This window comes from Luteimonas granuli (assembly GCF_007795095.1).
Classification (GTDB): Bacteria; Pseudomonadota; Gammaproteobacteria; order Xanthomonadales; family Xanthomonadaceae; genus Luteimonas; species Luteimonas granuli.
In genome coordinates this window covers 1,822,214-1,845,051 of sequence record NZ_CP042218.1, presented here as the reverse complement: position 1 = coordinate 1,845,051, position 22,838 = coordinate 1,822,214, and the positions used below count along the sequence as shown (strand labels likewise).

The 22,838-nt window shown below is 71.8% G+C and carries 21 protein-coding genes; 12 read left to right on the top strand and 9 right to left on the bottom strand.

The genetic code is table 11. The features are described 5' to 3' along the window. Nucleotides 1-38 precede the first annotated feature (38 nt). The 3 genes from FPZ22_RS08450 to FPZ22_RS08440 are packed head-to-tail and all read left to right on the top strand — an operon-like array spanning nucleotide 39 to nucleotide 3,056. Nucleotides 39-965 (top strand): lauroyl acyltransferase, encoded by a 927-nt coding sequence (locus tag FPZ22_RS08450; protein ID WP_144892106.1) that lies wholly within the window; start codon nucleotides 39-41, stop codon nucleotides 963-965. Next, nucleotides 962-1,495, top strand: coding sequence for a PH domain-containing protein (locus FPZ22_RS08445; protein ID WP_144892104.1), 534 nt, complete (start codon nucleotides 962-964; stop codon nucleotides 1,493-1,495). The genes FPZ22_RS08450 and FPZ22_RS08445 overlap by 4 nt, the downstream gene beginning before the upstream one ends. Next, complete coding sequence (locus FPZ22_RS08440; RefSeq protein WP_144892102.1) at nucleotides 1,476-3,056, top strand: PH domain-containing protein; 1,581 nt, start codon at nucleotides 1,476-1,478, stop codon at nucleotides 3,054-3,056. Before FPZ22_RS08445 ends, FPZ22_RS08440 begins: the two co-directional genes overlap by 20 nt. 7 nt (nucleotides 3,057-3,063) lie before the next feature. Here FPZ22_RS08440 and FPZ22_RS08435 read toward each other — a convergent pair whose 3' ends face one another. From FPZ22_RS08435 to def, 5 genes are all read right to left on the bottom strand, one after another. Beyond that, complete coding sequence (locus tag FPZ22_RS08435; RefSeq protein ID WP_210412658.1) at nucleotides 3,064-4,197, bottom strand: glycosyltransferase; 1,134 nt, start codon at nucleotides 4,195-4,197, stop codon at nucleotides 3,064-3,066. Further along, on the bottom strand, nucleotides 4,194-5,171 hold the full coding sequence (locus FPZ22_RS08430; RefSeq protein ID WP_246120673.1) for a glycosyltransferase family 2 protein: 978 nt from the start codon (nucleotides 5,169-5,171) through the stop codon (nucleotides 4,194-4,196). Before FPZ22_RS08430 ends, FPZ22_RS08435 begins: the two co-directional genes overlap by 4 nt. A 115-nt stretch (nucleotides 5,172-5,286) precedes the next feature. Continuing rightward, nucleotides 5,287-6,591, bottom strand: coding sequence for a 16S rRNA (cytosine(967)-C(5))-methyltransferase RsmB (rsmB, locus tag FPZ22_RS08425; RefSeq protein ID WP_144892096.1), 1,305 nt, complete (start codon nucleotides 6,589-6,591; stop codon nucleotides 5,287-5,289). After that, entirely contained in the window at nucleotides 6,588-7,505 is a 918-nt protein-coding gene (gene fmt, locus FPZ22_RS08420; protein WP_144892094.1) for a methionyl-tRNA formyltransferase, read from the bottom strand. The genes rsmB and fmt overlap by 4 nt, the downstream gene beginning before the upstream one ends. Nucleotides 7,506-7,545: 40 nt before the next feature. After that, complete coding sequence (def, locus tag FPZ22_RS08415) at nucleotides 7,546-8,058, bottom strand: peptide deformylase (protein ID WP_144892092.1); 513 nt, start codon at nucleotides 8,056-8,058, stop codon at nucleotides 7,546-7,548. A 141-nt stretch (nucleotides 8,059-8,199) separates the two neighbouring features. On the opposite strand from def, the gene FPZ22_RS08410 reads away from it, so the two are divergent. The 8 genes from FPZ22_RS08410 (at nucleotide 8,200) to FPZ22_RS08375 (ending at nucleotide 17,520) form a co-directional block, all read left to right on the top strand. Continuing rightward, nucleotides 8,200-9,372, top strand: a complete 1,173-nt coding sequence (locus FPZ22_RS08410) for a LysM peptidoglycan-binding domain-containing protein (RefSeq protein ID WP_144892090.1) — start codon at nucleotides 8,200-8,202, stop codon at nucleotides 9,370-9,372. Nucleotides 9,373-9,448: 76 nt separating this feature from the next. Next, nucleotides 9,449-10,603, top strand: a complete 1,155-nt coding sequence (dprA, locus tag FPZ22_RS08405) for a DNA-processing protein DprA (protein WP_144892088.1) — start codon at nucleotides 9,449-9,451, stop codon at nucleotides 10,601-10,603. Nucleotides 10,604-10,630: 27 nt separating this feature from the next. Continuing rightward, nucleotides 10,631-11,104, top strand: coding sequence for a DUF494 family protein (locus tag FPZ22_RS08400; RefSeq protein ID WP_144892086.1), 474 nt, complete (start codon nucleotides 10,631-10,633; stop codon nucleotides 11,102-11,104). Between the two features lie 158 nt (nucleotides 11,105-11,262). Continuing rightward, complete coding sequence (locus FPZ22_RS08395) at nucleotides 11,263-13,782, top strand: DNA topoisomerase I (protein ID WP_144892084.1); 2,520 nt, start codon at nucleotides 11,263-11,265, stop codon at nucleotides 13,780-13,782. 275 nt (nucleotides 13,783-14,057) lie between these two features. Next, nucleotides 14,058-15,302 (top strand): peptidoglycan-binding protein, encoded by a 1,245-nt coding sequence (locus FPZ22_RS08390; RefSeq protein WP_144892082.1) that lies wholly within the window; start codon nucleotides 14,058-14,060, stop codon nucleotides 15,300-15,302. Between the two features lie 46 nt (nucleotides 15,303-15,348). Further along, the gene (gene tsaC / locus FPZ22_RS08385) at nucleotides 15,349-15,915 is read left to right on the top strand and encodes an L-threonylcarbamoyladenylate synthase type 1 TsaC (RefSeq protein WP_144892080.1); all 567 of its coding nucleotides are present in this window, start codon (nucleotides 15,349-15,351) and stop codon (nucleotides 15,913-15,915) included. Nucleotides 15,916-15,985: 70 nt separating this feature from the next. Then, the gene (locus FPZ22_RS08380; protein WP_168198972.1) at nucleotides 15,986-16,834 is read left to right on the top strand and encodes a DUF4124 domain-containing protein; all 849 of its coding nucleotides are present in this window, start codon (nucleotides 15,986-15,988) and stop codon (nucleotides 16,832-16,834) included. Further along, nucleotides 16,834-17,520, top strand: coding sequence for a DUF4124 domain-containing protein (locus FPZ22_RS08375; RefSeq protein ID WP_246121114.1), 687 nt, complete (start codon nucleotides 16,834-16,836; stop codon nucleotides 17,518-17,520). The genes FPZ22_RS08380 and FPZ22_RS08375 overlap by 1 nt, the downstream gene beginning before the upstream one ends. Before the next feature lie 24 nt (nucleotides 17,521-17,544). On the opposite strand, the gene FPZ22_RS08370 is transcribed toward FPZ22_RS08375, so the two are convergent. Next, on the bottom strand, nucleotides 17,545-18,504 hold the full coding sequence (locus FPZ22_RS08370) for a cation diffusion facilitator family transporter (protein ID WP_144892076.1): 960 nt from the start codon (nucleotides 18,502-18,504) through the stop codon (nucleotides 17,545-17,547). A gap of 111 nt (nucleotides 18,505-18,615) precedes the next feature. Here FPZ22_RS08370 and FPZ22_RS08365 point away from each other — a divergent pair, with 111 nt between their 5' ends. Beyond that, complete coding sequence (locus tag FPZ22_RS08365; protein ID WP_144892074.1) at nucleotides 18,616-19,182, top strand: hypothetical protein; 567 nt, start codon at nucleotides 18,616-18,618, stop codon at nucleotides 19,180-19,182. Here the strand turns inward: FPZ22_RS08365 and FPZ22_RS13795 are convergent. The 3 genes from FPZ22_RS13795 to FPZ22_RS08345 are packed head-to-tail and all read right to left on the bottom strand — an operon-like array spanning nucleotide 19,124 to nucleotide 22,824. Next, on the bottom strand, nucleotides 19,124-21,733 hold the full coding sequence (locus tag FPZ22_RS13795; RefSeq protein ID WP_210412657.1) for a hemolysin family protein: 2,610 nt from the start codon (nucleotides 21,731-21,733) through the stop codon (nucleotides 19,124-19,126). The two genes, FPZ22_RS08365 and FPZ22_RS13795, sit on opposite strands and share 59 nt — an antisense overlap. Before the next feature lie 40 nt (nucleotides 21,734-21,773). Continuing rightward, entirely contained in the window at nucleotides 21,774-22,331 is a 558-nt protein-coding gene (locus tag FPZ22_RS08350) for an NnrU family protein (protein ID WP_246121020.1), read from the bottom strand. A gap of 22 nt (nucleotides 22,332-22,353) precedes the next feature. Further along, on the bottom strand, nucleotides 22,354-22,824 hold the full coding sequence (locus FPZ22_RS08345; protein WP_144892070.1) for a YciI family protein: 471 nt from the start codon (nucleotides 22,822-22,824) through the stop codon (nucleotides 22,354-22,356). Nucleotides 22,825-22,838: the final 14 nt, after the last annotated feature.

Genomic DNA, 22,838 nt, shown 5'->3' with positions numbered 1-22,838 from the left:
AGGCCTCGTGCGTCGGATCCGCCGGCTAGACTCTCGCGATGACCGCGATCGCCGCAAGCCTGCTGCACGCCGCCGCCACCGCCGTGGGCCGCCTGCCTTGGCCGGTCCAGCGCGCGCTGGGGACCGCGCTCGGCGACGCCAGCCGGGCGCTGCGCAGCCGCGAAAGCGTGGTCGCACTGCGCAACCTGGAGCTGGCGCTGCCCGGCCTTGCCGCCGACGAGCGCCGGATCCTGCATCGCGAGGTGATGCGTACCACCGGCCGCCAGGCGGTCGAGACCCTTCGGCTGTGGACGCGGACGCACGCGGAGAACCTGGCCCTGATCCGTGAATTCCACGGCGTGGAGCTGTTCGATGCCGCGCTCGCCGCAGGCCGCGGACTGATCGTCGCCGCGCCCCACCATGGCAACTGGGAGCTGCTCAACCAGTGGCTGGCCGCGCGCACGCCGCTGGCGATCCTCTACAAGCCGCCGGAATCGAGGATCGGCGAAGCCTTCCTGCGCCGGGTGCGGGCCGCCGACGATGCCGGCCGCATCACCCAGGTCCGCGCCGAAGGTCCGGGCATCCGCCAGCTGTACAGGACACTCAAGGACGGCGGCGTGGTCGGGATCCTGCCCGACCAGCAGCCCAAGGCCGGGGACGGCGCCTTCGCCCCCTTCTTCGGTATCCAGGCGCTGACGATGACCCTTCTTCCCCGGCTCGCGGAACGCAGCGGTGCGACGGTGCTGTTCGCCAGCTGCGAGCGTCTCGAAGGCCGCGACCTGGCCTACGCCCTGCGCATCGAACCGGCGCCAGGCGCGATCATCGACCCCGATCCCGCAGTCTCGGTGGCCGCACTCAACGCCGGCGTCGAAGCCATGGCGCGGCGCGCGCCGGCGCAGTACCAGTGGACCTACAAGCGCTTCAAGGCGCGGCCGCCGGACAGCGGCGAACCCAACCCCTACCAGGATCTGGAGCGCCGGCGATGAGTGGATCCGGACTGCCGGCTGCGGCCGGCGACCACGACGACGCAGCGCCGCCCACCGAGGACTGGCAGCCGCTGCCCGCGCGCGCGCGGACTCTGTTCCTGCTCTCCCATGGTTTCACCTGGGCGGCGCTCGCCATCGCCAGTCTCATACCGGTCACCCGGCTGCTGCCGGACGCCCTGCCCACGCTTCCGGTCGCGATCGCCAGCCTGGTGCTGCTGCCCTGCTGGGGGCTGTGGCTGGGGCTGCGCCGCTACCGCTACACGCACTGGCGGCTCGACGCGACCGGGCTGGGCTATCGCCGCGGGCGCCTCTGGCAGCGCGACACCAGGGTGCCGCGGACCCGGGTGCAGCACGTCGACCTGAAGCACGGCCCGCTGGAGCGGCGCTTCGGGCTCGCGACCCTGGTGGTGCACACCGCAGGCACCAGGGACAGCGCCGTGGCCGTGGCCGGGCTCGACGCCGGGGATGCCGCCCGGCTGCGCGACACGCTCGCCCGCCAGATCGACGACGATGACGACGCCGACGCCTGAGCCGCCAGCCGTGGAGTCCGGCGGTGCGGCCGCGGCCGACGCCGCCTCGACGCTGCCCGACGGGCACGAGCGCCGGCTGCATCCCTGGTCGTGGCTGTTCGTGCTGCTGCAGCAGTTGCGCCAGTTCATCGTGCCGCTGCTGGTGCTGGTGTTCCTGGGCCGCGGCGACAGCCATGCGCTGTGGCCGCTGGCCGGCGTGGCGGCCCTGGCCGCGGCTTCGGTGTGGCAGTACTTCACGTACCGCTACCGGGTCGACGAGGACCGGCTGGTCGTGCGCCAGGGAATCCTCCAGCGCGAGGTGAGGCAGGTGCCGTTCGCGCGCATCCACAACGTGGCCCTGCACCAGACCCTGCTGCACCGCGTCTTCGGCGTCGCCGAGGTGCGCCTGGAGTCCGCGGGCGGCACCCGGCCCGAGGCCGAGATGCGCGTGCTGCGCATGGACGAGGCGCTGGCGCTGGAACGGCTGATCCGGATCCGAGGCGGCGCGGAGGCGGCGCGTGCCGCGGATGGCGACGATGTGGCGGGCACCGGCGATGCGCTCGCGGAACCCGAGGGACGGCTGCTGCTGGCCCTGCCCTTCGGCGAACTGGTGCGCCTGGGACTGGCCAGCAACCGCGGCATGGTGGTGGTGGCCGGCGCGTTCGCCCTGGCCTGGCAGGCGGTGCCGGACCGCCTCATGGCCAATGCCGTCGAGGAAGCCGCCCGGCAGGCCATGGGCTATGCCGACTCCGTGATGCCCGGGCTGCATGCGCGGGTGGCGGCGCTGGCGATGCTGGTGGCGCTGGCCCTGGTCGCACTGCGGCTGCTGTCGGTGCTGCTGGCGCTGGTCCAGTACCACGGCTTCCGACTGCTGCTGCAGGGCCGGCGGCTGACGGTGGAGCGCGGCCTGCTCACGCGCCTGCGCACCAGCGTTCCGCGCCGGCGCATCCAGGCCTGGACCCTGCGCGAGGGACTGCTGCACCGCCTGCTGCGGCGCCGCTCGCTGCACGTGGACACCGCCGCGGGCGTCGGTCAGGGCGGCGAGCAGCGGGGCCTGCGCGAAGTCGCCCCGATCGCCACCGCCGACGACTGCGACCGGCTCGTCCGCGAACTGCTGCCGGGTGCGACCTGGCCCCCGGTGGGCTGGCGCCGGCTGCATCCGCGCGCCTGGCAGCGCCTCGCCCTCCCCGGCATCGGCCTGGCCGTCGTCGCCGCGGTCGCGGCCTGCTGGCGCTTCGGCCCGGTGGGCCTGCTCGCCCTGGCCTGGGCGCCGTGGGCGGTGCATGCCGCGCGCCAGCACGCCCGTCGCGCCGGCTATGCGCTGGACGACCGCCTGCTGGCCGTGCGTTCCGGATGGTGGTCGCGCCACTGGCGCTTCGCCGGGATCGACAAGATCCAGGCGCTGCGACTGGAGCGGACGCCGCTGGACCGCGCGTTCGGAATGGCCACGCTGTGGCTGGACACCGCCGGCGCCCGGCCGACCGCGCCGAGCCTGCGTGTGCGCTTCATGCCGGAAGCGGAGGCGCGGGCGCTGCACCATCGCTTGGCCACCGAACTCGGATCGATGCCGCTGCGCTGGTGAAGCGACCTCAGTCCGCAGGCGGGCGATGCGCGGCCAGTTCGACAAACAGCGCTTCGTAGCGCGCGTTCATCCGATCGCGGCCGTACTCGCGCAGGGCAGCCGCGCGCGCGGCCTGGCCCAGGCGGATGGCCAGCGCGTCGTCGCGCAGGAGCCGCTCGAGCGCGTCGGCCAGCGCCGCGGGATCTGACTCCGGCACCAGCAACCCGTCCACGCCATCGACCAGCACCTCGCGCACGCCGGGCACGGCGCTGCCCACGACGGCGCATCCCGCCGCCATGCCTTCGATCAGCGCGAGCGGCATGCCTTCGTAATGCGTGCTGAGCACCGCGATGCGATGGGTCATGAGCAGTTCGGGAACGTTGCGCACCACCCCGAGGAAGTGCACCTGGCCGGCCAACCCGAGTTCCGTGGACAGGGCCTCCAGCGGCGCGCGGTGCATGGCCTTGCCACCGCCGGCGAGCAACAGGGGCGGCTGCAGCCCGCGCGCGCGCAGCAGCGCCAGCGCGCGCAGCAGGCTTTCGTGGTCCTTCTGCCGGGAATAACGCGCCACCATCACGATCCCCGGGGTGCGCTCCGCCAGCGGATGCGCGTCGGCCGCCACGAACGGGTCCAGGCGGATCCCGTTGGGGATCGCCACGGTGCGCTCCGCGGGCATCCCCATGTCCAGCAGCACCTGGCGCACGCCTTCGGAGCAGCCCACGATGCGCGAGGTGCGTTCCGCCAGCCAGCGGGCCTGTGCCAGCCGCCAGCGCGTGTAGCGCTCGCGGGTGTTGTGCTCGACGTGCACCAGGTGCGGCACGCGCGCCAGCAGTCCGGCATACCGGCCCCACAGATGTTCGCTGAAGCCGTGGGCTACCAGGACGTCGGGCCGGAACTCCCTGCAGACCCGCACCAGCGCCTGGATCGTGGCCAGGTGCGACCAACCGGGCACCAGCCGCAGCGGTGTCCCGGCGGCGCGCAGTTCCTCGACGCGCGCCGGGTCGGTGTGCCGCTTGCGGCGCAGCACCAGCAGCGGCTCGATCCGTCCGCCTGCACGCGCGGCATTGACGAGCTGGATCGCGACCTGGGTGGCGCCGCCGGAGAATCCGCCCGTGACGAAGTGCAGCACGCGCACCGGGCGCCGCACCGGGACCGCGCTCACACCAGCCATCCCCTGCGCGCCAGGCTGCGTTGCGCACGCCATGCGCGCAGCCACCAGCCGCGCGCACGGTAGGCCGACAGCACCACCGGAAGTCCCTGGGGAAGGATCATCGCGATCGCCTGCCTGCACTCGTGCGCGAGCAGGCTGTCGTCGCGCGGCACCTTGCGCGCGAGCGAGGCGAAGGTGCGCACGCAGAAGTAGTGCAGCGCCTGGCGCGTCCGCGCGGACACGCCGCCGGGCATGGCCAGCACGCCGTCGTGGAGTTCGCGCAGCGATTGCAGAAGGTCGCGCGACTTGTCCGGGGTCATGCACGCCATGATGCTGTCGCCGCGCTGGCGGTATCCGACCCAGGGCTGTGCAACGTGCCGCCAGCGGCGCACCGGCGCGCAGAGTCGTCCGATCACAGCCATGTCCTCGAAATAGCGTCCTTCCGGGAAGCGGGCACCGCGCCATGCGTCCAGCGTCGCGATCTTCGACCATGCGTGCAGCTGCCGGCCATCAAGCAGGCCGGTCAGCAGGAGGTCCCGATCCCCGGAACCCTCCCCGGGCCTTCCGGCGTATGCGCGCCGGTGCAGTTCCCCGCGCAGCCGGTGCAGCAGGCCGGGAGATTCACGAAGCAGACGGAAGTCGCAGATCACGAGGTCAGGCGCCTCGCGCTCGACGATGGCCCGCAGACCGGGAATCGCGCCGGGAAGCAGCATGTCGTCGGAATCCAGGAACCAGGCGTAACGTCCATTCGCCAGGGCCAACAGTGAATTGCGCGCCGCCGACAGGCCGCGGTTGTGCCCGTGTGCCGCGACACGGATCCGGTCGGGCCACTCCTGGCGCAGCGCCTGCACCACGCGCATGGAGCCGTCCGGAGATGCGTCGTCCAGCACGACGATTTCCACACCCTCATCGGCCTGTTCGAGCACCGATTCCAGGCATTCGCGGACATAGGGTTCGACCTTGTAGACCGGAACGAGAACGCTCAACCAGGGAGGCGTTTCGGGCATCGCCATGGGTCGGCTTGGCTGGGAGTGTGGCCGACGCGAGTCTAGCGCACACGGCGGGGGCGCACGCGCCGCGCGCTCCGGGAGCTTCGCGCAATCAGGACGCCCTGACGATGCGCGCGTAGTAGAAGCCGTCCATTCCGCCCTCCCCGGGGAGGCGCTGGCGACCGCCGCCGCTGGGGCGGCCGAAGCGCGCGTCCAGCGGATCCGTCGCGGCATCGTGGTGCCGTGCGAGGAACGCCTCCACCTGGCCGGCGTTCTCCGCGGACAGGATCGAACAGGTGGCGTACAGCAGCACGCCGCCCGGGCGCAGCATGGCCCAGGCCGCGTCCAGAAGCCGCGCCTGCAGCGCCACCAGCGCGCCGAGGTCGCCGGGCCGTCGGTGCAGCAGCACGTCGGGCTGGCGCCGCACCACTCCGGTGGCCGAACAGGGGGCATCGACGAGGATCGCGTCGAAGGGCCTGCCATCCCACCAGGCGGCCGGCGTGGTGGCATCCGCCACGCGCGCGGAGGCCCACGGATCGACGCCCTCGCCCACCCCCAGCCGCTGCCAGGTGTCGCGCACCCGCGCCAGGCGCCCCGGGTCGACGTCGATGGCAAGCAGGCGCAGCGAAGGATCGCGTTCGAGCAGATGGGCCGACTTGCCGCCGGGCGCAGCGCAGGCGTCGAGCACATGCGCGCCGGGAGGCGGCGCCAGGGCATCGGCCACGGCCTGTGCGGCACCGTCCTGCACCGAGACGTCGCCGTCGGCGAAACCGGGCAGCGTCGCCACGGCGATGGATTCGGGCAGCCGCAGGGCATCGGCGAGTGCCGCGTCGGACGCTGCCTCGATGCCGGCGTCGCGTAGTCGGGCCAGGTAAGCGTCGCGCGTCCCGCGACGGCGGTTCACGCGCAGCCAGGTCGGCGCGGGCCGCGCGCTGGCCGCGAAGATCGCGTCGGCATCGTCGGGCCAGTCGGCGCGGACGCGGTCGCGCAGCCAGCCCGGCCAGGCGGCATCCGCGCCGGCCTCCGGCAGGCCTTCACGCTGCGCCCTGCGGAGCAGGGCGTTCACCAGCTTCGCTTGATGGGCGCGGCCGATGCCGCGAGCGGCATCGACGGTCTCGGCGACGGCGGCATGCGGCGCCAGCCCGAGCGGATCGAGCTGGGCGAAGCCCGCGTGCAGCAGCGCGCGCAGGTCACCGTCGCGACGACCCGGCGGCTTCGGCATCCACGCCGTCAGCGCGGCATCGGCCCGCGCGCGCTGGCGCAGCGCGGCGAAGCAGATCGCCTCGACCAGGGCGCGATCGCGCGCGTCGGGCAAGGTGGGCAGCACGCGGGTGAGCTCGGCCTTCAGCGAGCGGCCATGGTGCAGCACCGCGTCGAGCACGCGCGTTGCGGCCACTCGCGGTGCGGCGCCGCTCATGACAGGACGTCGCGACGCGCGTTGAGCCAGTCGGCGGCGGTGATCGCCTTGCCGCCCTCGCGCTGCAGCACGCGGATGCGCAGCGCGCCCTCGCCGCAGGCGACGTCGATGCCGTCGCGGCCGGCGGCGAGCAGGGTGCCCGGTGCGGACCCGGCCGGCGCCTCGATCGCGACCGCGGCGTGGATGCGCAGGCGCTCGCCGGCCAGCACCGCTTCGGCGACCGGCCACGGGTTGAACGCCCGGACCTTGCGCGCAAGCACCGCGGCCGGCAGCGACCAGTCGAGCCTGGCCTCGGCCTTCTCGAGCTTGTGCGCATAGGTCACGCCCTCCGCCGACTGCGGCCGCGGCACCGGGCGGATTCCGGCCCGCAGCAGGCCCAGGCCGTCGGACAGCACCTGCGCGCCGAGTTCCGCAAGCCGGTCATGGAGCTGGCCGCCGGTTTCGTGTTCGTCGATGGCCAGCGACTGGGACAGCAGCACCGGGCCGGTGTCCAGGCCCTTCTCCATCTGCATCAGGCAGACGCCGGTTCCGGTGTCGCCGGCCTCGATCGCGCGCTGGATCGGGGCCGCGCCGCGCCAGCGCGGCAGCAGCGATGCATGCACGTTCCAGCAGCCATGCACCGGGATGTCGAGGATCTTCTGCGGCAGCAGCAGGCCATAGGCCACCACCACCATGAGATCCGGCTCCAGTGCGCGCAGCGCGTCGCGGGCGACCTGCGTCTTCAGGCTTTCCGGCTGAACCACCGGGATGCCGCGGGCCAGGGCCTCCCGCTTCACGGGCGAAGCCTGCAGCCCGCGCCCGCGGCCGGCGGGCCGGTCGGGCTGTGTGTAGACCGCGACCACCTCGGCCTTGCCGCAGGCGGCGCGCAGCGAGGGCACGGCGAACTCCGGCGTGCCCGCGAAAACGATCCTCATCGCGTCGCTCCCGGCGCGGCTCGCCCCGCCCCGACGGCGGTCAGTCATGCCGCCTCATCTTTTCGTACTTCTTCATCGCCCGCTCGCGCTTGAGCGGCGAGAGATGGTCGATGAACAGCCTGCCATCCAGATGGTCGACCTCGTGCTGGATGCAGGTGGCCAGCAGACCGTCGACCGCCAGCGTGAAGGGCTTGCCATGGCGGTCCAGGGCTTCGACCTCGATGCCGTCGGCACGGGTGACGTCGGCGAAGATGCCCGGGATCGACAGGCAGCCCTCCTGGTGCACGCGCAGGTCGACCGAGCGCTCGCGGATCACCGGGTTGATGAACACCAGCGGCTGGTCCCGGGTCTCGGTCACGTCGATGACCATGAAGCGCTCGTGCACGTCGACCTGGGTGGCCGCCAGGCCGATGCCCGGTGCCTCGTACATGGTCTCGAACATGTCGTCGAGCAGGCGCTGGAAGGCGGGATCGGCGATGCCGGCGGCCTCGCGCTCGGCGGCGACCTTGCGCAGGTTCGGGTGTGGGTGCTCGAGGATGGTGATCAGGGACATGCGGGCGGACAGGGAAAGGAGTCGGCCGTCACAACCATGCGGGACGGCAGGGGATTGTAGCGCCGGCAGGCTTGCGCCGGGTCCATTCCTGTAGGCATAGTGCGGCCGCTACACGGGGAAATCTCCAAGGGGAGCAGGTAGATGGCCGGCAAGCTTCAGCGCCTTTCTAACGCGCTACGCACGGGCACCGCGGTAGCGATGCTGACGGTGGCGACCTTCGCGGCGGCCCAGGGGCTGCGCGGTGACCATCCCGACACCTATGTCGTCGTGCGCGGCGACACGCTGTGGGACATCGCGGGCCGGTTCCTGCAGAAACCCTGGCTGTGGCCGGAGATCTGGCAGGCCAACCCGCAGATCGCCAATCCGCACCTGATCTACCCGGGCGACGTGATCAGCCTGGCCTACCTCGACCGCGTCGCCGTCACGCCGGGACCGCGGACCGAGGCGGCGCCGATCGACGCCGTGCCGCTGTCCGAGATCGAACCCTTCCTCAAGGACCTGCGCGTGGTCGATTCCTTCGACCACCTGCCCCATGTGGTCGGCCTCGAGGACGACCGCCTGCGGGCCAGCCGCGGCCAGGTGGCCTACGTGCGCGGCCTGGGCGATGCGACGCCCGGCACGCGCTATGCCGTGCTGCGCCCGACCGTGCGCTATACCCACCTGCTGCGCGCCGGCATGTGCTGCGACACCTTCGGCACCGACGAATTCGACAGCAGCGGTCGCTACAGCGTGGATTTCGGCCGGTACTGGGCCAACGTGGTGATGCCCGACAAGGGCCAGGAAGTGCTGGGCCACGAACTGATGCGGGTGACCGCCGGCACCCTGACCCGCGGCGAGGCGGGCGGCATCGGCGCCAGTACCCTGCTGCTGGACGAGGAGGGCCGCGAGGTCCGCGTCGGCGACCGCGTGGTGCCGGTGGACGCCCGGCCCTACGACCTGCAGTTCTTCCCGCACCCGCCGAAGGTCCAGACCGACTACGGCAAGGCGCGCGTGCTCGCGGTGACCGACATGCTGACTTCCGGCGGCCCGCGCGACGTGGTCGCGCTGTCGGTCGGTGCCCGCGAGGGCGTGGACAACGGCACCGTGTTCTCGATCTGGCGCGAGGGCAGCAACGTCGTCGACCGCGTCGAGAAGGGGCTGGACCGCGACGCGGATACCGTGGCCTTCGGGGACAAGGTGCGCCTGCCCGACGAGTTCGCCGGCCACGTGATGGTGTTCCGCACCTTCGACCGCGTCAGCTACGGTCTGGTCATGAACGGCATCAAACCGACCCGCGCGGGCTATCATCTCAAGCATCCGGACGCGCCCTACTGAGGCCGCGGCCTTCTCCGACCGATGCACGCGACGGCGCCCGAGGGCGCCGTCGCCGTCTCCGGCCCAGGCTGGGCCGATGGACCGAGAAGAGACCCTGGCGCTGCTGCGCCTGATCGCCGCCGCCGGCCGTCGTGCGCCGCGCCGTCGGCTGCTCGAGACACAGGGCAGCGCCAGTGCGGCGCTGGCCGCCGGGCGAGCGGCCTGGCGCGCGGCCGGACTCGACACCGCCCAGCAGGGCAGCCTCGGCCTGCGCAGCGGCAGCGGCGCGGACGTCGTCACCGCCTGGGCGGGCTGGCTCGATGCCGCGCCCGGGCGTCGGGTCGTCGGCTGGCACGAGCCCGACTATCCCGCCCTGCTGCGCGAGATCGACAGCCCGCCGCTGGCGCTGTGGGTGGCCGGAGACGTCGACCTGCTCTGGCACCCGTCGGTGGGGGTGATCGGCAGCCGGGCCGCCAGCGCCGGGGGCATCGGCAACGCCCGGGCCTTCGCCCGTGCGCTGGCGGACTCGGGCCTGGTGGTGGTCAGCGGAATGGCGGCGGGCGTCGACACCGCCGCCCACGAGGGCGCGCTGGCGGCACCGGAGGGGCGCACGGTGGCCGTCCTCGGAACCGCCATCGACCGCCCCTATCCCCGGCGCAACACCGGCCTCCATGCGTGCATCGCCGCGACCGGCGCGGTGGTCAGCGAGCTGCCGCCGGGCGCGGAGTACGGTCGCGGCGCCTTCCCCAGCCGCAACCGGATCCTCGCCGGACTGTCGCTGGGGGTGCTGGTGGTCGAGGCCGCGCTGCGCTCGGGGGCCGCCATCACCGCGAGGCTCGCCGCCGAGTCGGGTCGCGAGGTGTTCGCCATCCCGGGCTCGATCCACAACCCCAAGGCGCGCGGCTGCCACCGCCTGATCCGCGACGGCGCGGCGCTGGTGGAAACCCCGCGCGAAGTGCTCGATGGCCTGGCCCCGCTGGCGGCCGCGCTGGCGCACCGCTTGCGCGGACGGCTGGCCGCCCCCATGACGTGTACCGGGGACACCTCCGCGATGGCCGGCGATGACGGCCCGACCGCCAGCCCCTGCCACCAGCGCTTGTGGCAGGCACTGGGCCACGACCCAACCAGTATGGATGAACTGGTCTCGCGCACCGGATTGACGGCCGCGGAGCTAGGCAGCATGCTGCCGCTCATGGAGCTGGAGGGTCGTGTCGCGGTCGAGCATGGCCGGTATTCCCGAAAGTCTCAGTAACGCGCCTCCGGGCGCAGGCCGGGGGAAATGAAAGAGAGCATCCTCGACGTTCTGCTCTATCTGTTCGAACACTACTTCACCGAAGACGCGGACCTCGTCCGCGATCGCGACTCCCTCCAGAGCGGCCTGCTCCAGGCCGGATTCAGCCCCGCGGAAACCAGCAAGGCCTTCGACTGGCTTGACGCACTGGCGGCGCAGCCGCCGGCGGCCGCCGTACCGCGCGCCAACGGTCCCACCCGCCTGTTCTCCCCGCGCGAAGAGGCCAAGCTGGACGTGGAATGCCGAGGCTTCCTGCTGTTCCTCGAACAGCATGGCGTGATCGACGCCGACCGCCGTGAACTGGTGGTCGACCGCGCCATGGCCCTGGACCAGGACGAGCTCGATCTCGATGACCTCAAGTGGGTGGTGCTGATGGTGCTGTTCAACCAGCCCGGGGCCGAGGCCGCCTACGCCTGGATGGAAACGCAGATGTTCGTGGACGAGCCCGAAACCGTGCACTGAGCCTCGCCCCGGCCGCTGCTTGACAGTCCCATTGCGGCCGTGATTCCACTATAAAGAGCGTCCGCTGCGCGCCCGGGGCTCCGTCCCGGGCGTTACCGTCTGCACACACCTCCCACCCTCAAGGCGCGGCGCCCGCCGTCCCCGGAATCCCCAGCCGCATGGCCAAGCACCTCCTCATCGTCGAGTCGCCCGCCAAGGCCAAGACCATCAATAAGTACCTCGGCAAGGACTTCCAGGTCCTGGCTTCGTACGGCCACGTGCGCGACCTGGTGCCGAAGGAGGGCGCGGTCGATCCCGAGCACGGCTTCCGGATGCGCTACGACCTGATCGACAAGAACGAGAAGCACGTCGAGGCAATCGCGAAGGCGGCGAAGGCGGCCGAGGACATCTACCTCGCCACCGACCCGGACCGCGAGGGCGAGGCCATCAGCTGGCACATCGCCGAGATCCTGAAGGAGCGCGGGCTGCTCGAAGGGAAGGACCTGCACCGCGTGGTGTTCACCGAGATCACGCCGCGCGCCATCAAGGAAGCCATGCAGAAGCCGCGCGGCATCGCCAGCGACCTGGTCGACGCGCAGCAGGCGCGCCGCGCGCTGGACTACCTGGTCGGCTTCAACCTGTCCCCGGTGCTGTGGCGCAAGGTGCAGCGGGGCCTGTCCGCCGGCCGCGTGCAGTCGCCGGCGCTGCGCATGATCGTCGAGCGCGAGGAGGAGATCGAGGCCTTCGTGCCGCGCGAGTACTGGACCATCGAGGCCGAGTGCGCGCACCCCTCGCAGGCCTTCACCGCCAAACTGGTGCGGCTGGACGGGAAGAAGTTCGAGCAGTTCACGGTCACCGACGGCGACACCGCCGAGGACGCGCGCAGCCGCATCGTGGCCGCCGCCCAGGGCGCGCTGCACGTCACCGACGTCGCCAGCAAGGAGCGCAAGCGCCGCCCCGCCCCGCCCTTCACCACCTCCACCCTGCAGCAGGAGGCTTCGCGCAAGCTGGGCTTCACCACCCGCCGCACCATGCAGGTGGCGCAGAAACTGTACGAGGGCGTGGCCATCGGCGACGAGGGCACCGTCGGCCTGATCAGCTACATGCGTACCGACTCGGTCAGCCTGTCGGTCGAGGCGCTGTCCGAGATCCGCGACGTCATCGCCCGCGACTACGGCACCCGCGCGCTGCCCGACAAGCCGAACTTCTACCAGACGAAATCCAAGAACGCGCAGGAGGCCCATGAGGCCGTGCGGCCGACCTCGGCGCTGCGCACGCCGGCGCAGGTCGCGCGCTTCCTGTCCGACGACGAGCGCCGCCTGTACGAGCTGATCTGGAAGCGCTCGGTGGCTTCGCAGATGGTGCCGGCCACGCTCAATACCGTGTCCGTCGACCTCGCCGCCGGCAGCGAGCACGGCTTCCGCGCGAGCGGCACCACCGTGGTCGACCCGGGCTTCCTGGCCGTCTACGAGGAAGGCAAGGACGCGAAGGGCAAGGACGACGACGACGAGGGCCGCAAGCTGCCGGCGATGAAGCCGGGCGATCGCATCCCGCTCGACCGCGTACACGCCGACCAGCACTTCACCCAGCCGCCGCCGCGCTTCACCGAGGCCTCGCTGGTGAAGACGCTGGAGGAATACGGCATCGGCCGCCCCTCCACCTACGCTTCGATCATCCAGACCCTGCTGTTCCGCAAGTACGTCGAGATGGAGGGCCGCGCCTTCCGGCCCAGCGATGTCGGCCGCGCGGTATCCAACTTCCTCAGCGGCCACTTCACCCGCTACGTCGACTACGACTTCACCGCGAAGCTCGAGGACGAACTCGACGCGGTCAGCCGCGGCGAAGAGGACTGGGTGCCGCTGATGGAGAAGTTCTGGGGTCCGTTCAAGGAACTGGTCGAGGAGAAGACCGAGAGCGTCGACCGCAGCCAGGCCACCGGCGCGCGCGAGCTCGGCACCGATCCGAAGTCCGGCAAGCCGGTGAGCGTGCGCCTGGGCCGCTACGGGCCCTACGCCGCGATCGGCAGCACCGCCGAGGACGAGGCCGAGAAGCCGCGCTTCGCCTCGCTGCGTCCCGGCCAGAGCATGCACACGATCACGCTGGAGGAGGCCATCGACCTGTTCCGCCTGCCGCGCATGCTCGGCGAGAACAATGGCGAGGAGGTCAGCGTGGGCATCGGCCGCTTCGGACCCTTCGCCAAACGCGGCAGCGTCTACGCCTCGCTGAAGAAGGAAGACGATCCGTACACCATCGAACTCGAGCGCGCGGTATTCCTGATCGAAGAGAAAGAGGAGATCGCGCGCAACCGGATCATCAAGGAGTTCCCGGGCAGCGACATCCAGGTCCTCAACGGCCGCTTCGGGCCGTACATCAGCGATGGCCGGCTCAACGGCAAGATCCCGAAGGACCGCGAACCGGCGTCCCTGACCCTGGAAGAGGTCACGCAGCTGCTGGAGGAGACCGGAAAGCCGGCGCGCGGGCGCTTCGGCAAGAAGACCGCGGCGAAGAAGGCGCCTGCGAAGAAGGCCCCGGCCAAGAAGGCATCCGCGACGAAGGCGCCGGCAAAGAAGGCCGCGAAGAAGACAACAACGAAGGCCGCGACAAAGAAGGCTGCGACAAAGAAGACGGCGAAGAAGACGGTGGCGAAGAAGGCCGTGACGTCCCGCGCCGCCGCGACCGGCGACGACGCTCCTTTCTGAGCCTCCGGGGACATCGGCACGCCTGCGGGACCGCATGCGGTTCGGCAGCGTCCGGGTCCGGGTCGGGACGCCCTGACCGTCCTTCGTCCCACCCACGCGGGCGGCAATCCGGAAGGATCCGACAGCGCCCCGTCATGCTCCCTCAGGCGGGCGCGGGCCCGCCGTGCTATCACTTCGGGGGGAACGGGACCGGTGACCGCCACGGAACGGCGGGTCGATCGCGCGCTCCGCATCGTCGGTGATGCCGGGCAGCGGACCCACAGGGAGGTGGCGTGATGGATGGACACGGCAGGAGTACCGGCGGGTTCGGAATCGATCGCGACGCTTCGATACAGCTGATCGTCGACACGGCGCTGCGACACGGCGTCGACGACCACCGCCAGATCGCCTACCTGCTGGCAACGGCGCAGCACGAAACCCGGGACTTCTCCGCGCCCGAGGAGGATTTCGGAAGAAGCCAGGCCAGGAAGCTCGGCTACAGCGGTGGCGAAGCGTTCTACGGCCGCGGCTACGTCCACCTGACCCACGACTACAACTACCGGAAGTTCGACGACCTCTTCGGTCTGGACGGCACGCTGGTCGACAATCCCGCGCGGGCACGGGAGCCGGAGCTGGCGGCCAGGATCCTCGTCATCGGCATGCGTGACGGCCTGTTCACGGGCAGGCGGCTGGACCGGTACATCAACGACGGAACGCGAGACGCCTACAACGCGCGGCGGGTGGTCAACGGCATCACGGGACAGGCCTGGACGATCAGGGCGGCGGAAGACTGTGAGCGCTACGCAAGGGCATGGGAGCGGTCCGTCCCGGCGCTGATCGAGAAATCGAGGGCGCGAATCGAACCAGCCCCTGCCGCCGCCGACCTGCGCCAAGGTGTGCGCGGCGGAGATGTCGTGGCGTTGCAGCGGGAGCTGGACAGGCTCGGCATCCGCGACGGTCGGGGGCGTCCGCTGGCCGTCGATGGAATCTTCGGACGCAACACGCGGCAGGCGGTCGAGAATTTCCAGCTCTGGAACGGGCTCGATGTCACCGGCGTGGCCGACCGGGAAACGCGCGCCCTGCTCCGTGGCCCCCGCGACCCGGCCCATCCCGACCATGCGATGTACGCGCGCATACGAGCGGGCGTCCGTGCGCTCAACGAGGGCAGTGGCACGTCCTGCGAAGAGACCGGCGAGCGCATCAGCCGCTGCCTGCTGGCCCGCTGCAAGGGCGCCGCTGGCGGCACCGATGCCGCCGATCCCGCGGCAACAGGTCCCGCGCTCCGGCGTGTCGACCACGTGGTGATGGGCCGCACCGGACACCTGTTCGCCATCGAGGGCAGGCTGGACGATCCGGCACAGCGGCGAGCGTGGGTTTCACTCTCCGACGTCGGGCTGGGCCCGACCGGAGAATCCGACCGTCGCGTGGACGGGTTGAATGTCCCGGCCGCCCGCGAGCGTGAATCCGGGCACCGGCATGGACCGCCAGAGCACACGCACCTTCCAGGCCGGGACACGCCGCGCCCGACGCTGCAGGGGTAAGCTCGCAGCGCACCCGCCCGTTCCCGACCTTCGCCGCTCCCGACCAATGACGCCCCGCACCCCGCAGCTTGAAGCCGCCGTGTCCGCGCTACGCCGGGGCGGCGTGGTCGCCTGTCCCACCGAGGCCGTGTGGGGTCTGGGCTGCGATCCCTTCGACGAGGCCGCGGTCATGCGCCTGCTCGCGATCAAGCGCCGCGACGTCTCCAAGGGCCTGCTGCTGGTCGCCGCCGACCCGGCCCAGCTCGACGGCCTGGTCGACTGGGGCGCGTTGCCGCCCGAGCGCCGCGACGCCGTTCTCGCCTCCTGGCCCGGTGCCAACACCTGGGTGCTGCCGGCGACCGCGCGGGTACCGCGCTGGATCACCGGCGACCACGACGGCGTCGCCATCCGGGTCAGCGCCCACCCGCTGGTCGCGGCGCTGTGCCGCATGTTCGGCGGCCCGCTGGTCTCCACCAGCGCCAACCTCGCCGGCGATCCGCCCGCCCGCAGCGAAACCGGGCTCGCGGCCGGGGTGCGCGAAGCCGTCGACTGCGTGCTGCCCGGTGCGACCGGCGGACTGGAGCGGCCGACGCCGATCCGGGACGCCCGCAGCGGGGCGGCACTTCGCGACTGAAGCTGAATCGCCACCGAGGGTCGCGGCGCCTTCGCTTCCGGCAATGCCATCGCCGGAGCAAGATGCGGCCATGAGCGCTCCATCGGCACGCCTCGCCTCCGCGCCTGCCGCGGCCTGCCTGATCGCCTTGCTGGCATGGGCGGTGGCCGCGCCGGCGCAGGACGCCGGCGACGTCACCATCTACCGCTGTACCGGGACGGACGGTGAGGTCGTCATCGGCAACCAGCCCTGTCCCAAGGGCACCAAGCAAGAGGTGCGCAGCATGGCGCGCCCGGTCGACGCCCCGCCCGGGCCCGAGCCGGGGCCATCGGAGCGCCCGATGATCCTGCCCGCGACGCCGCCGGCGTCGAATCGCCCTGTGGCCCCGTCCCCGCAGCCGCTGTACGAATGCGTGCGCCCCGACGGCAGCGTCTACGAAAGCGACAGCGGCGAAGGCGAACTGCGCCGGGTCACGCTGTGGACCAGTGGCTGGCCGGTCGGCGGCGGCTGGCACCACGGCCGGCCCGGGCATGCCGACGGCGGCCGGCACCCCGGCCGGCCGGAACCTCCCGGGGGAAGCGGCCGCGGAGACATCGGCGCCCGCGGGACTTCCACCCGCGCCGGCGACGGCCTGAGCGCGCCGCCGGTGAGCCGCATCAGCATTCCGCCCGACCCGCCCCGCCCGGATCCCGACACCGCCACCGGCCCGCGTCCGCGTCCGCCGCATCGCGGGAGTGGCTGGTTCGGCACCGAAGCCGGCACCTGGGAAGCCGACCGTTGCCACGCACTGCCACAGGCCGAAGCCTGCGCCCGTCTGCGCGACCGCCGCGAGGACATCCGCCGGCGCTTCTTCAACGCCCAGCAGAGCGAGCGCGATACCCTGCGCATCGAGGAACGCGGGCTCAACGCCCGCATCGACAGCGATTGCAGGACCCCATGATGCCCCGATCCAGACGCCGGCCCGGACGGACAGTACCGCCCGCCGCGCTGTTCGCCATCCCCGTGACCCTGGCCGCCCTTGCGGCCGCCGTGCTACCCGCAGGCGCGGCGTCACAGGTCGTGATCTACCGCTGCACCGACGCCAGCGGCGCGCTCACGGTGCAGAACGACGTGCCCTGCCCCGCGGGCAGCCGGCAGGAACGCACCGTGGTCGAGCCGCCACCGCCCATGCCGGCCTACGTGCCGCAGGCCGTGCAGGACATCGCGCCGCCGACCCCCGCCGCGGCCGCGCCCGGGGCCGCCGAGCGCTTGCAGGCACCGCCGCCGGCAGCGCTCGCACCCGCCGACCGCCTGCCGCCGCCCCCGATCTACCGCTGCCACACGCCGGGCAACGGCCGCTACATCCACGAGGCTTCCGATCCGCAGCCGCGCTGCGTGCCGCTGCGGACCGTCGGCATCGACGGCGACCCGGGGCTCGGCGCGGGTGCCGCCTGCGAATGGCAGCACGACCGCTGCGAGCGCATCCCCGACGAAGAGGCCTGCGAGGGCTGGCGCCAGCGCGGCCGCGAGATCGAATCCACCTGGCGCTACGCCCGCGGAGACGCCAGGGCGCCGCTCCAGCAGGAGTTCGCGCGCGTGTCGACGATCCTCAGCGACACCACCTGCGGCCTGTCCGGGAGCCACTGAAGCACCGGGCCGGCCGCAGCCGGCTCAACAGTGTTCGCGGTCCAGCTGTCCCGGCGGGTCCACCTGCACGGTGACGTGGTCGATCGCGTAACGGTCGTGCAGCCATCCCGACACCAGCTTCGGCAGCAGCAGCGGGTCCACGCCCGGCGCCGGGCTCACGTGCACCGTCGCCACGCTGGACTCGTCGGTCAGCGTCCAGGCGTGGAAGTGCCCGGCCTCGGCGATCTCCGGCAGCGCCGCCAGCCCCTCCTCGGCCGCACGCGCGTCCACGCCCTGCGGCACCGCCTGCAGCAGCACGCGCAGGGATTCCGAGACCAGCCGCCAGGCCGAACGCACCACCAGCAACGCCACCAGCAGCGACAGGACCGGGTCGAGCACCATCCAGCCGGTGAGCATGATCCCTACCGCCGCCGCGATCGCGCCGACCGAGCCCAGCAGGTCGCCGATGACGTGCAGCAGCGCGCCGCGCAGGTTGCCGTCGCCGCGATCCCCGCGCGACAGGATCCATGCCCCGGACAGGTTGACCAGCATGCCGATCACGGCCACGACCAGCATCGCCCCGGCCATGACCTCCACCGGCTGGCGGAAGCGCGCCACGGCCTCCCATGCGATCCAGGCCACCAGCAGCAGCAGCGCCGCGCCGTTGGCCAGCGCCGCCAGCACACGCACCCGGTGGAAGCCGTAGGTGCGCGTGGAATCCGCCGGCCGCCGCGCGATCCGGTACGCCACCAGCGCCAGCAGCAGCGCCGCGGCATCGGACACCATGTGTCCCGAGTCCGCGATCAGCGCCAGCGAACCCGACCACCAGCCGCCGATGGCCTGGACCACCGCGTAGCCCGCGGTCAGCAGGAAGACGAAGCGCAGGCGGCGCTCGTTGCCGGCGGTGACGGCGGGGGCGTGGTCGTGGTGGTCATGGCCATGCCCGTGGCGGCGGCCATGGCCGTGCGCGTCTTCGTGCCCGTGGCCACGAGGCTGGTGCGTCATGGGTTGCCATCCTCCGGTCGCCTGCATGATCCTTGCCCAGGTGGCGGGGTCAAGCGCCGTTGCGCGATTGTCGGTTGTCGGCGCTTTGCGCCAGGCGAACGGAGCCAACCCTTGAAGACCATCGCTGCCCTGTTCCTTGCCCTGCTCGCCTACTTCGCCTGGCGCTTCGTGGTCATGGGCGATGCGCTGGCACTCGTCGTTCCCGACTCCGGAAAGCGCCCTTCCGCGGTGGTTGCGAGCGTCGTCCCCGATGAGCGGATCGTGCTTGCGGTGAACAACCCGGACAAGGAGCAGAGCATCTGCGAGATCACCTTGCCGCGCGCGACCGCGGCGCGGCTGCGGCTGGCGCCACCCGCCGGGTTCGCGGAAGAGCCCCTGCCGCTGGGCGACCATGCCGGGGACCCGGAGATGGTCGAATTCGTCCGGACGTTCAACAGGGAGAACGTCCGTTGGGTCGGCCATCGGCTGCTGGCCGAGCAGGCGGTCTCCGAGATCGCCATTCCCGCCGGCAGCACGGAGGCCATCAGCGGCACCCTGCAGGTCCAGTACCGGCGGAAGATCGGCCTCGGCGGGTCCATCTCGCACTTCGATGTGCAGCTGGATGCCGGACAGGGGATGTTCACCGGTGGGGAACCTGCCCCCGCGCCGCCGGCACCAGCACGATCCGCGTCACCTTGAGTCCCTTCATTTCCTCGACCCGCAGCTGGTGCCCCGCCACCACCATCCGCTCGCCCACCGCGGGCAGGGTGCCGCTACGCGCCAGGAACAGGCCGGCCACGGTCACGACCTCGGGGTGCTCGAGCTCGATACCGTGGTCCTCCGACAGTTCGGCCAGCGTCACTTCGCCGTCCAGGGTCAGGCTGCCGTCCTCGTTGCGGCGGATCCAGTCGCTGGGCGTGGCGTCCTCGGCGTCGATCACGTCCGACACCAGGTCGTCCATGGTCACGAAGCCGAGCGTGCCGCCGAACTCGTCCACGACAGCGGCGGCGTGCACGCGATGGCGCTTGAAGGTGGCCAGCAGCTCCTCGGCGGTCGTGCTGGCCGCCACCGCGGGCAGCCTGCGCACCAGCCGCTCCAGCGCGGTGTCCTCGCCGCGGGCGCGGGCCCGGATGAAGTCCTTCACGTGCAGCACGCCGACCACGTTGTCGAGCGTGTCCGCATACACCGGATAGCGGTTGGCGGACCGGTTGGCGATCAGCAGCGCCACGGCATCGGCATCGGCCTCGACGTTGATCGCCTGCATCCGCACCCGCGATGTCATCAGCTCCTCGGCGGTACGCTCTTCCATCTCGAAGATGTTGTCGATCAGCAGGCGCTGCGCGATGCCGAACTGGCCGCTCTCGGCCACTTCCCCGGTCGCGATCTCCAGCTCCTTGCTGGTGTACAGCGAGGCCGAGCGGCCCGGGTCGGGGATGCCGAGCAGGCGCATCAGTGCGAACGCGATCCGGTTGAGCACCCAGACCATGGGTCGGAACAGGATGCCGAACAGGCGCATCACCGGGTTCACCGCGATGCTCGTGCGCTCGGGCGCCTGCAGCGCCATCGCCTTGGGGATCATCTCGCCCAGCACGACGTGCAGCCAGGTGATCGCGCCCAGCGCGACGGCGAAACCGGCGAGCCGCGCCTGCCCGGCGTCCAGCCCCAGGGATTCCAGCGCGGGGTACAGCCACCGCGCGACCGCGGGCTCGCCGTACATGCCCAGGCCGATGCTGGCCAGCGTGATGCCGAGCTGGGCGACGGCGATGTAGGCGTCCTTGCCGGTCCGCCGGTCGAACACCTGCAGCAGCCAGGCCGCGGCGCCGCTGCCGCCCTGCGCCAGCGTTGCCAGCCGGCTGCGCCGGGCGCCGACCAGGGCGAACTCGGCGGCGACGAACACGCCGTTGACCACGACCAGCAGCAGGATGATGCCGATGACCGCCAGCACGTCGGTCATGGCCGGTCCTCCCCCCCCGCGCAGCAGGCGCACCCGGCGCACCGCCTGCCGGTCCATCGCTTCCACCCGCAGGCGGTACGCGGTGCCGGTGACGTCGACTTCGTCGCCCGCGGCCGGCAGCCGGCCCAGCTCGTGCCAGACCAGTCCGCCGATGGTGTCCACGTGGTCCTCCGGCAGCCCCAGGCCGTAGCGGTCGTTGAGGACGGACAGCACCACATCGCCGCGCACGCTCAGCCCCTCGCCGGTCTCGATGATCGGCTCTTCCTCCTGGTCGAACTCGTCCTGGAGTTCGCCGAAGATCTCCTCCAGCGCGTCCTCCGGGGTGACGATGCCCGCCACGGTGCCGTATTCGTTGACCACGATCGCACTGTGCCGGCCGGCCGCGCGCAGCGCGCGCCACAGCGCCGGCACAGGCATGACGTCGGCCACCACCAGCGGCTCGCGCTGGATCGAGGCCACGGTCGCGCCCGGCTCGCGCTCGCTGGCGGCGAACAGCGCGCGCAGGTGCACGATGCCGGTGACGTCGTCGGTGGTTTCACCGACCACCGGGAAGCGCGAATGCGGCACGTCGACCACGCGCAGCAGCACATCGCGCACGGTGTCCCCGCCTCGCACCACGTGCATGCGCGTGCGCGGGGTCATGATCTCGCGCACCAGGCGGCCATCGACGTTGAGCGCGCCGGCCAGCATGTCGCGTTCGGCGGCGTCGATCAGGCCACCGGCGGCGCTCTCCCGGTACAGCCCCTCGAGCTCCTCCGGCGAATGCACATGCGCGCGGTCATGGGTGCCGCCCAGGCCGGACAGCCGCATCAGCGAGAATGCCGTGCCGTTGAACAGCACGATCAGCGGCCTGAACAGCACCAGGCTGGCCTTCATCGGCAGCAGGGTGGCCATCGCCAGCTTCTCGGGGTAGCGCAGCGCCACCGTCTTGGGCAGCAGCTCGCCCAGAACCACCTGCAGCACGGTGATTGCCAGCAGCACGGCCACGATCGCGGCGGTGGCGCCGCCCACGGCGCCCAGGTGCGGCTCCAGCAGCGGCGTGAGCCGGGCCTGGGCGACGGCGCCGGCGATCAGGCTGGTCAGGGTGATGCCGATCTGGCAGCCGGCGACGTAGTTGTCCAGCCGCACGGGGTCCTTCAGGATTTCCAGCAACGACGACGCCGTGGCGTTGCCGGCCTCGGCCACCTCCTGCACGCGCGAGCGGCGCGACCCCACCGTGGCGAACTCCGCGGCGACGTAGAGCGCGTTGGCGGCCACCATCAGCAGGATGATCAGGGTGGCGGTGAGAGGGGGCATGGGAATCCGTGGCGGATGGTAAAGGCCGGATGCGGCGCCCCTACATCACCGGCACCCCGGTCACCCGAACATGCAGGTGGAAGGCGAACAGCCAGTACGCGACCAGCCCGATGACGACCGTGACGGCGGTGCGCGCCCACGTCGGCGCTGCCGCCGCGGCAGCCGGCCGCTGCGCCGCGGCGCGCCAGTCGAGCAGCGCCCACAGCAGGAAGCCGCCAAAGAGGACGATGTCGCCCGGCCGGCCGTTGGCCAGCAGGTGGGCCAGGGCCCAAAGCGCCACCGCAATGATCATCGGGTGGCCCAGCCTGGCCTTGAGGTGGTTGCGCGGCACGTAGGCCGCCACCAGCAGGATGAAGGCGGGGATCATCAACAGCGCCACGAAGTGGCGCAGCCCCGCGGGCGGGACCCAGACCAGGGCCGAATCCAGCCGCATCCGGCCATAGCCGATGATGGCCAGCGCGAGGCCGGCGATCGCGAACAGCGAGTAGATGCCCTTCCAGGCCGGCTCGCCGATCCGGGCGATCGCCGCGCTGCGCCAATCGTCGGCGAAGATGCGCACGGAATGCACCCCCAGGAACAGCAGCAGACCGATGATCATCAGGGTCACAGCGGATCCTCCCTCAGAACGCCTTCCGTGCAATCCGCTGATGGGTCTCGTTGACCATCCGCAGCGCCGCCGAACCATAGTAGACATGGAGATCGGCGACCATCTCGCCCTCCGCGATCACCGGGTCGGTGGCCACCAGCGCGCGGGCCTCCTCGAGGTCGGCGGTGTCGAGCACGAAGATGCCGCGGCGCCCGTCGACACCGTCCAGCGGGCCGGCCAGCACCAGCTTCCCTTCCTCCGCCAGGCGAGTGATGTTGGCGAAGTGGCCCTGGAACATCGCGTCCCGGGCTTCGCCCTTCGGCATCGGCGTGGGGCCGGACCTGAGGATCACCAGCACGTAGCGGGCCATGCCGTAATCGTCGGCACCGAGCTTTCCGGCAAGCGCTGCGTCGTAGCCCGGCGCGTCCTGTGCCATGGCCGACGCGCCTGCCAGCGCGACAAGCCCGGCCAGCAGCAGCGGGCGGACAGTCCCTGATCGATTCATCGCAGCCTCCGCGC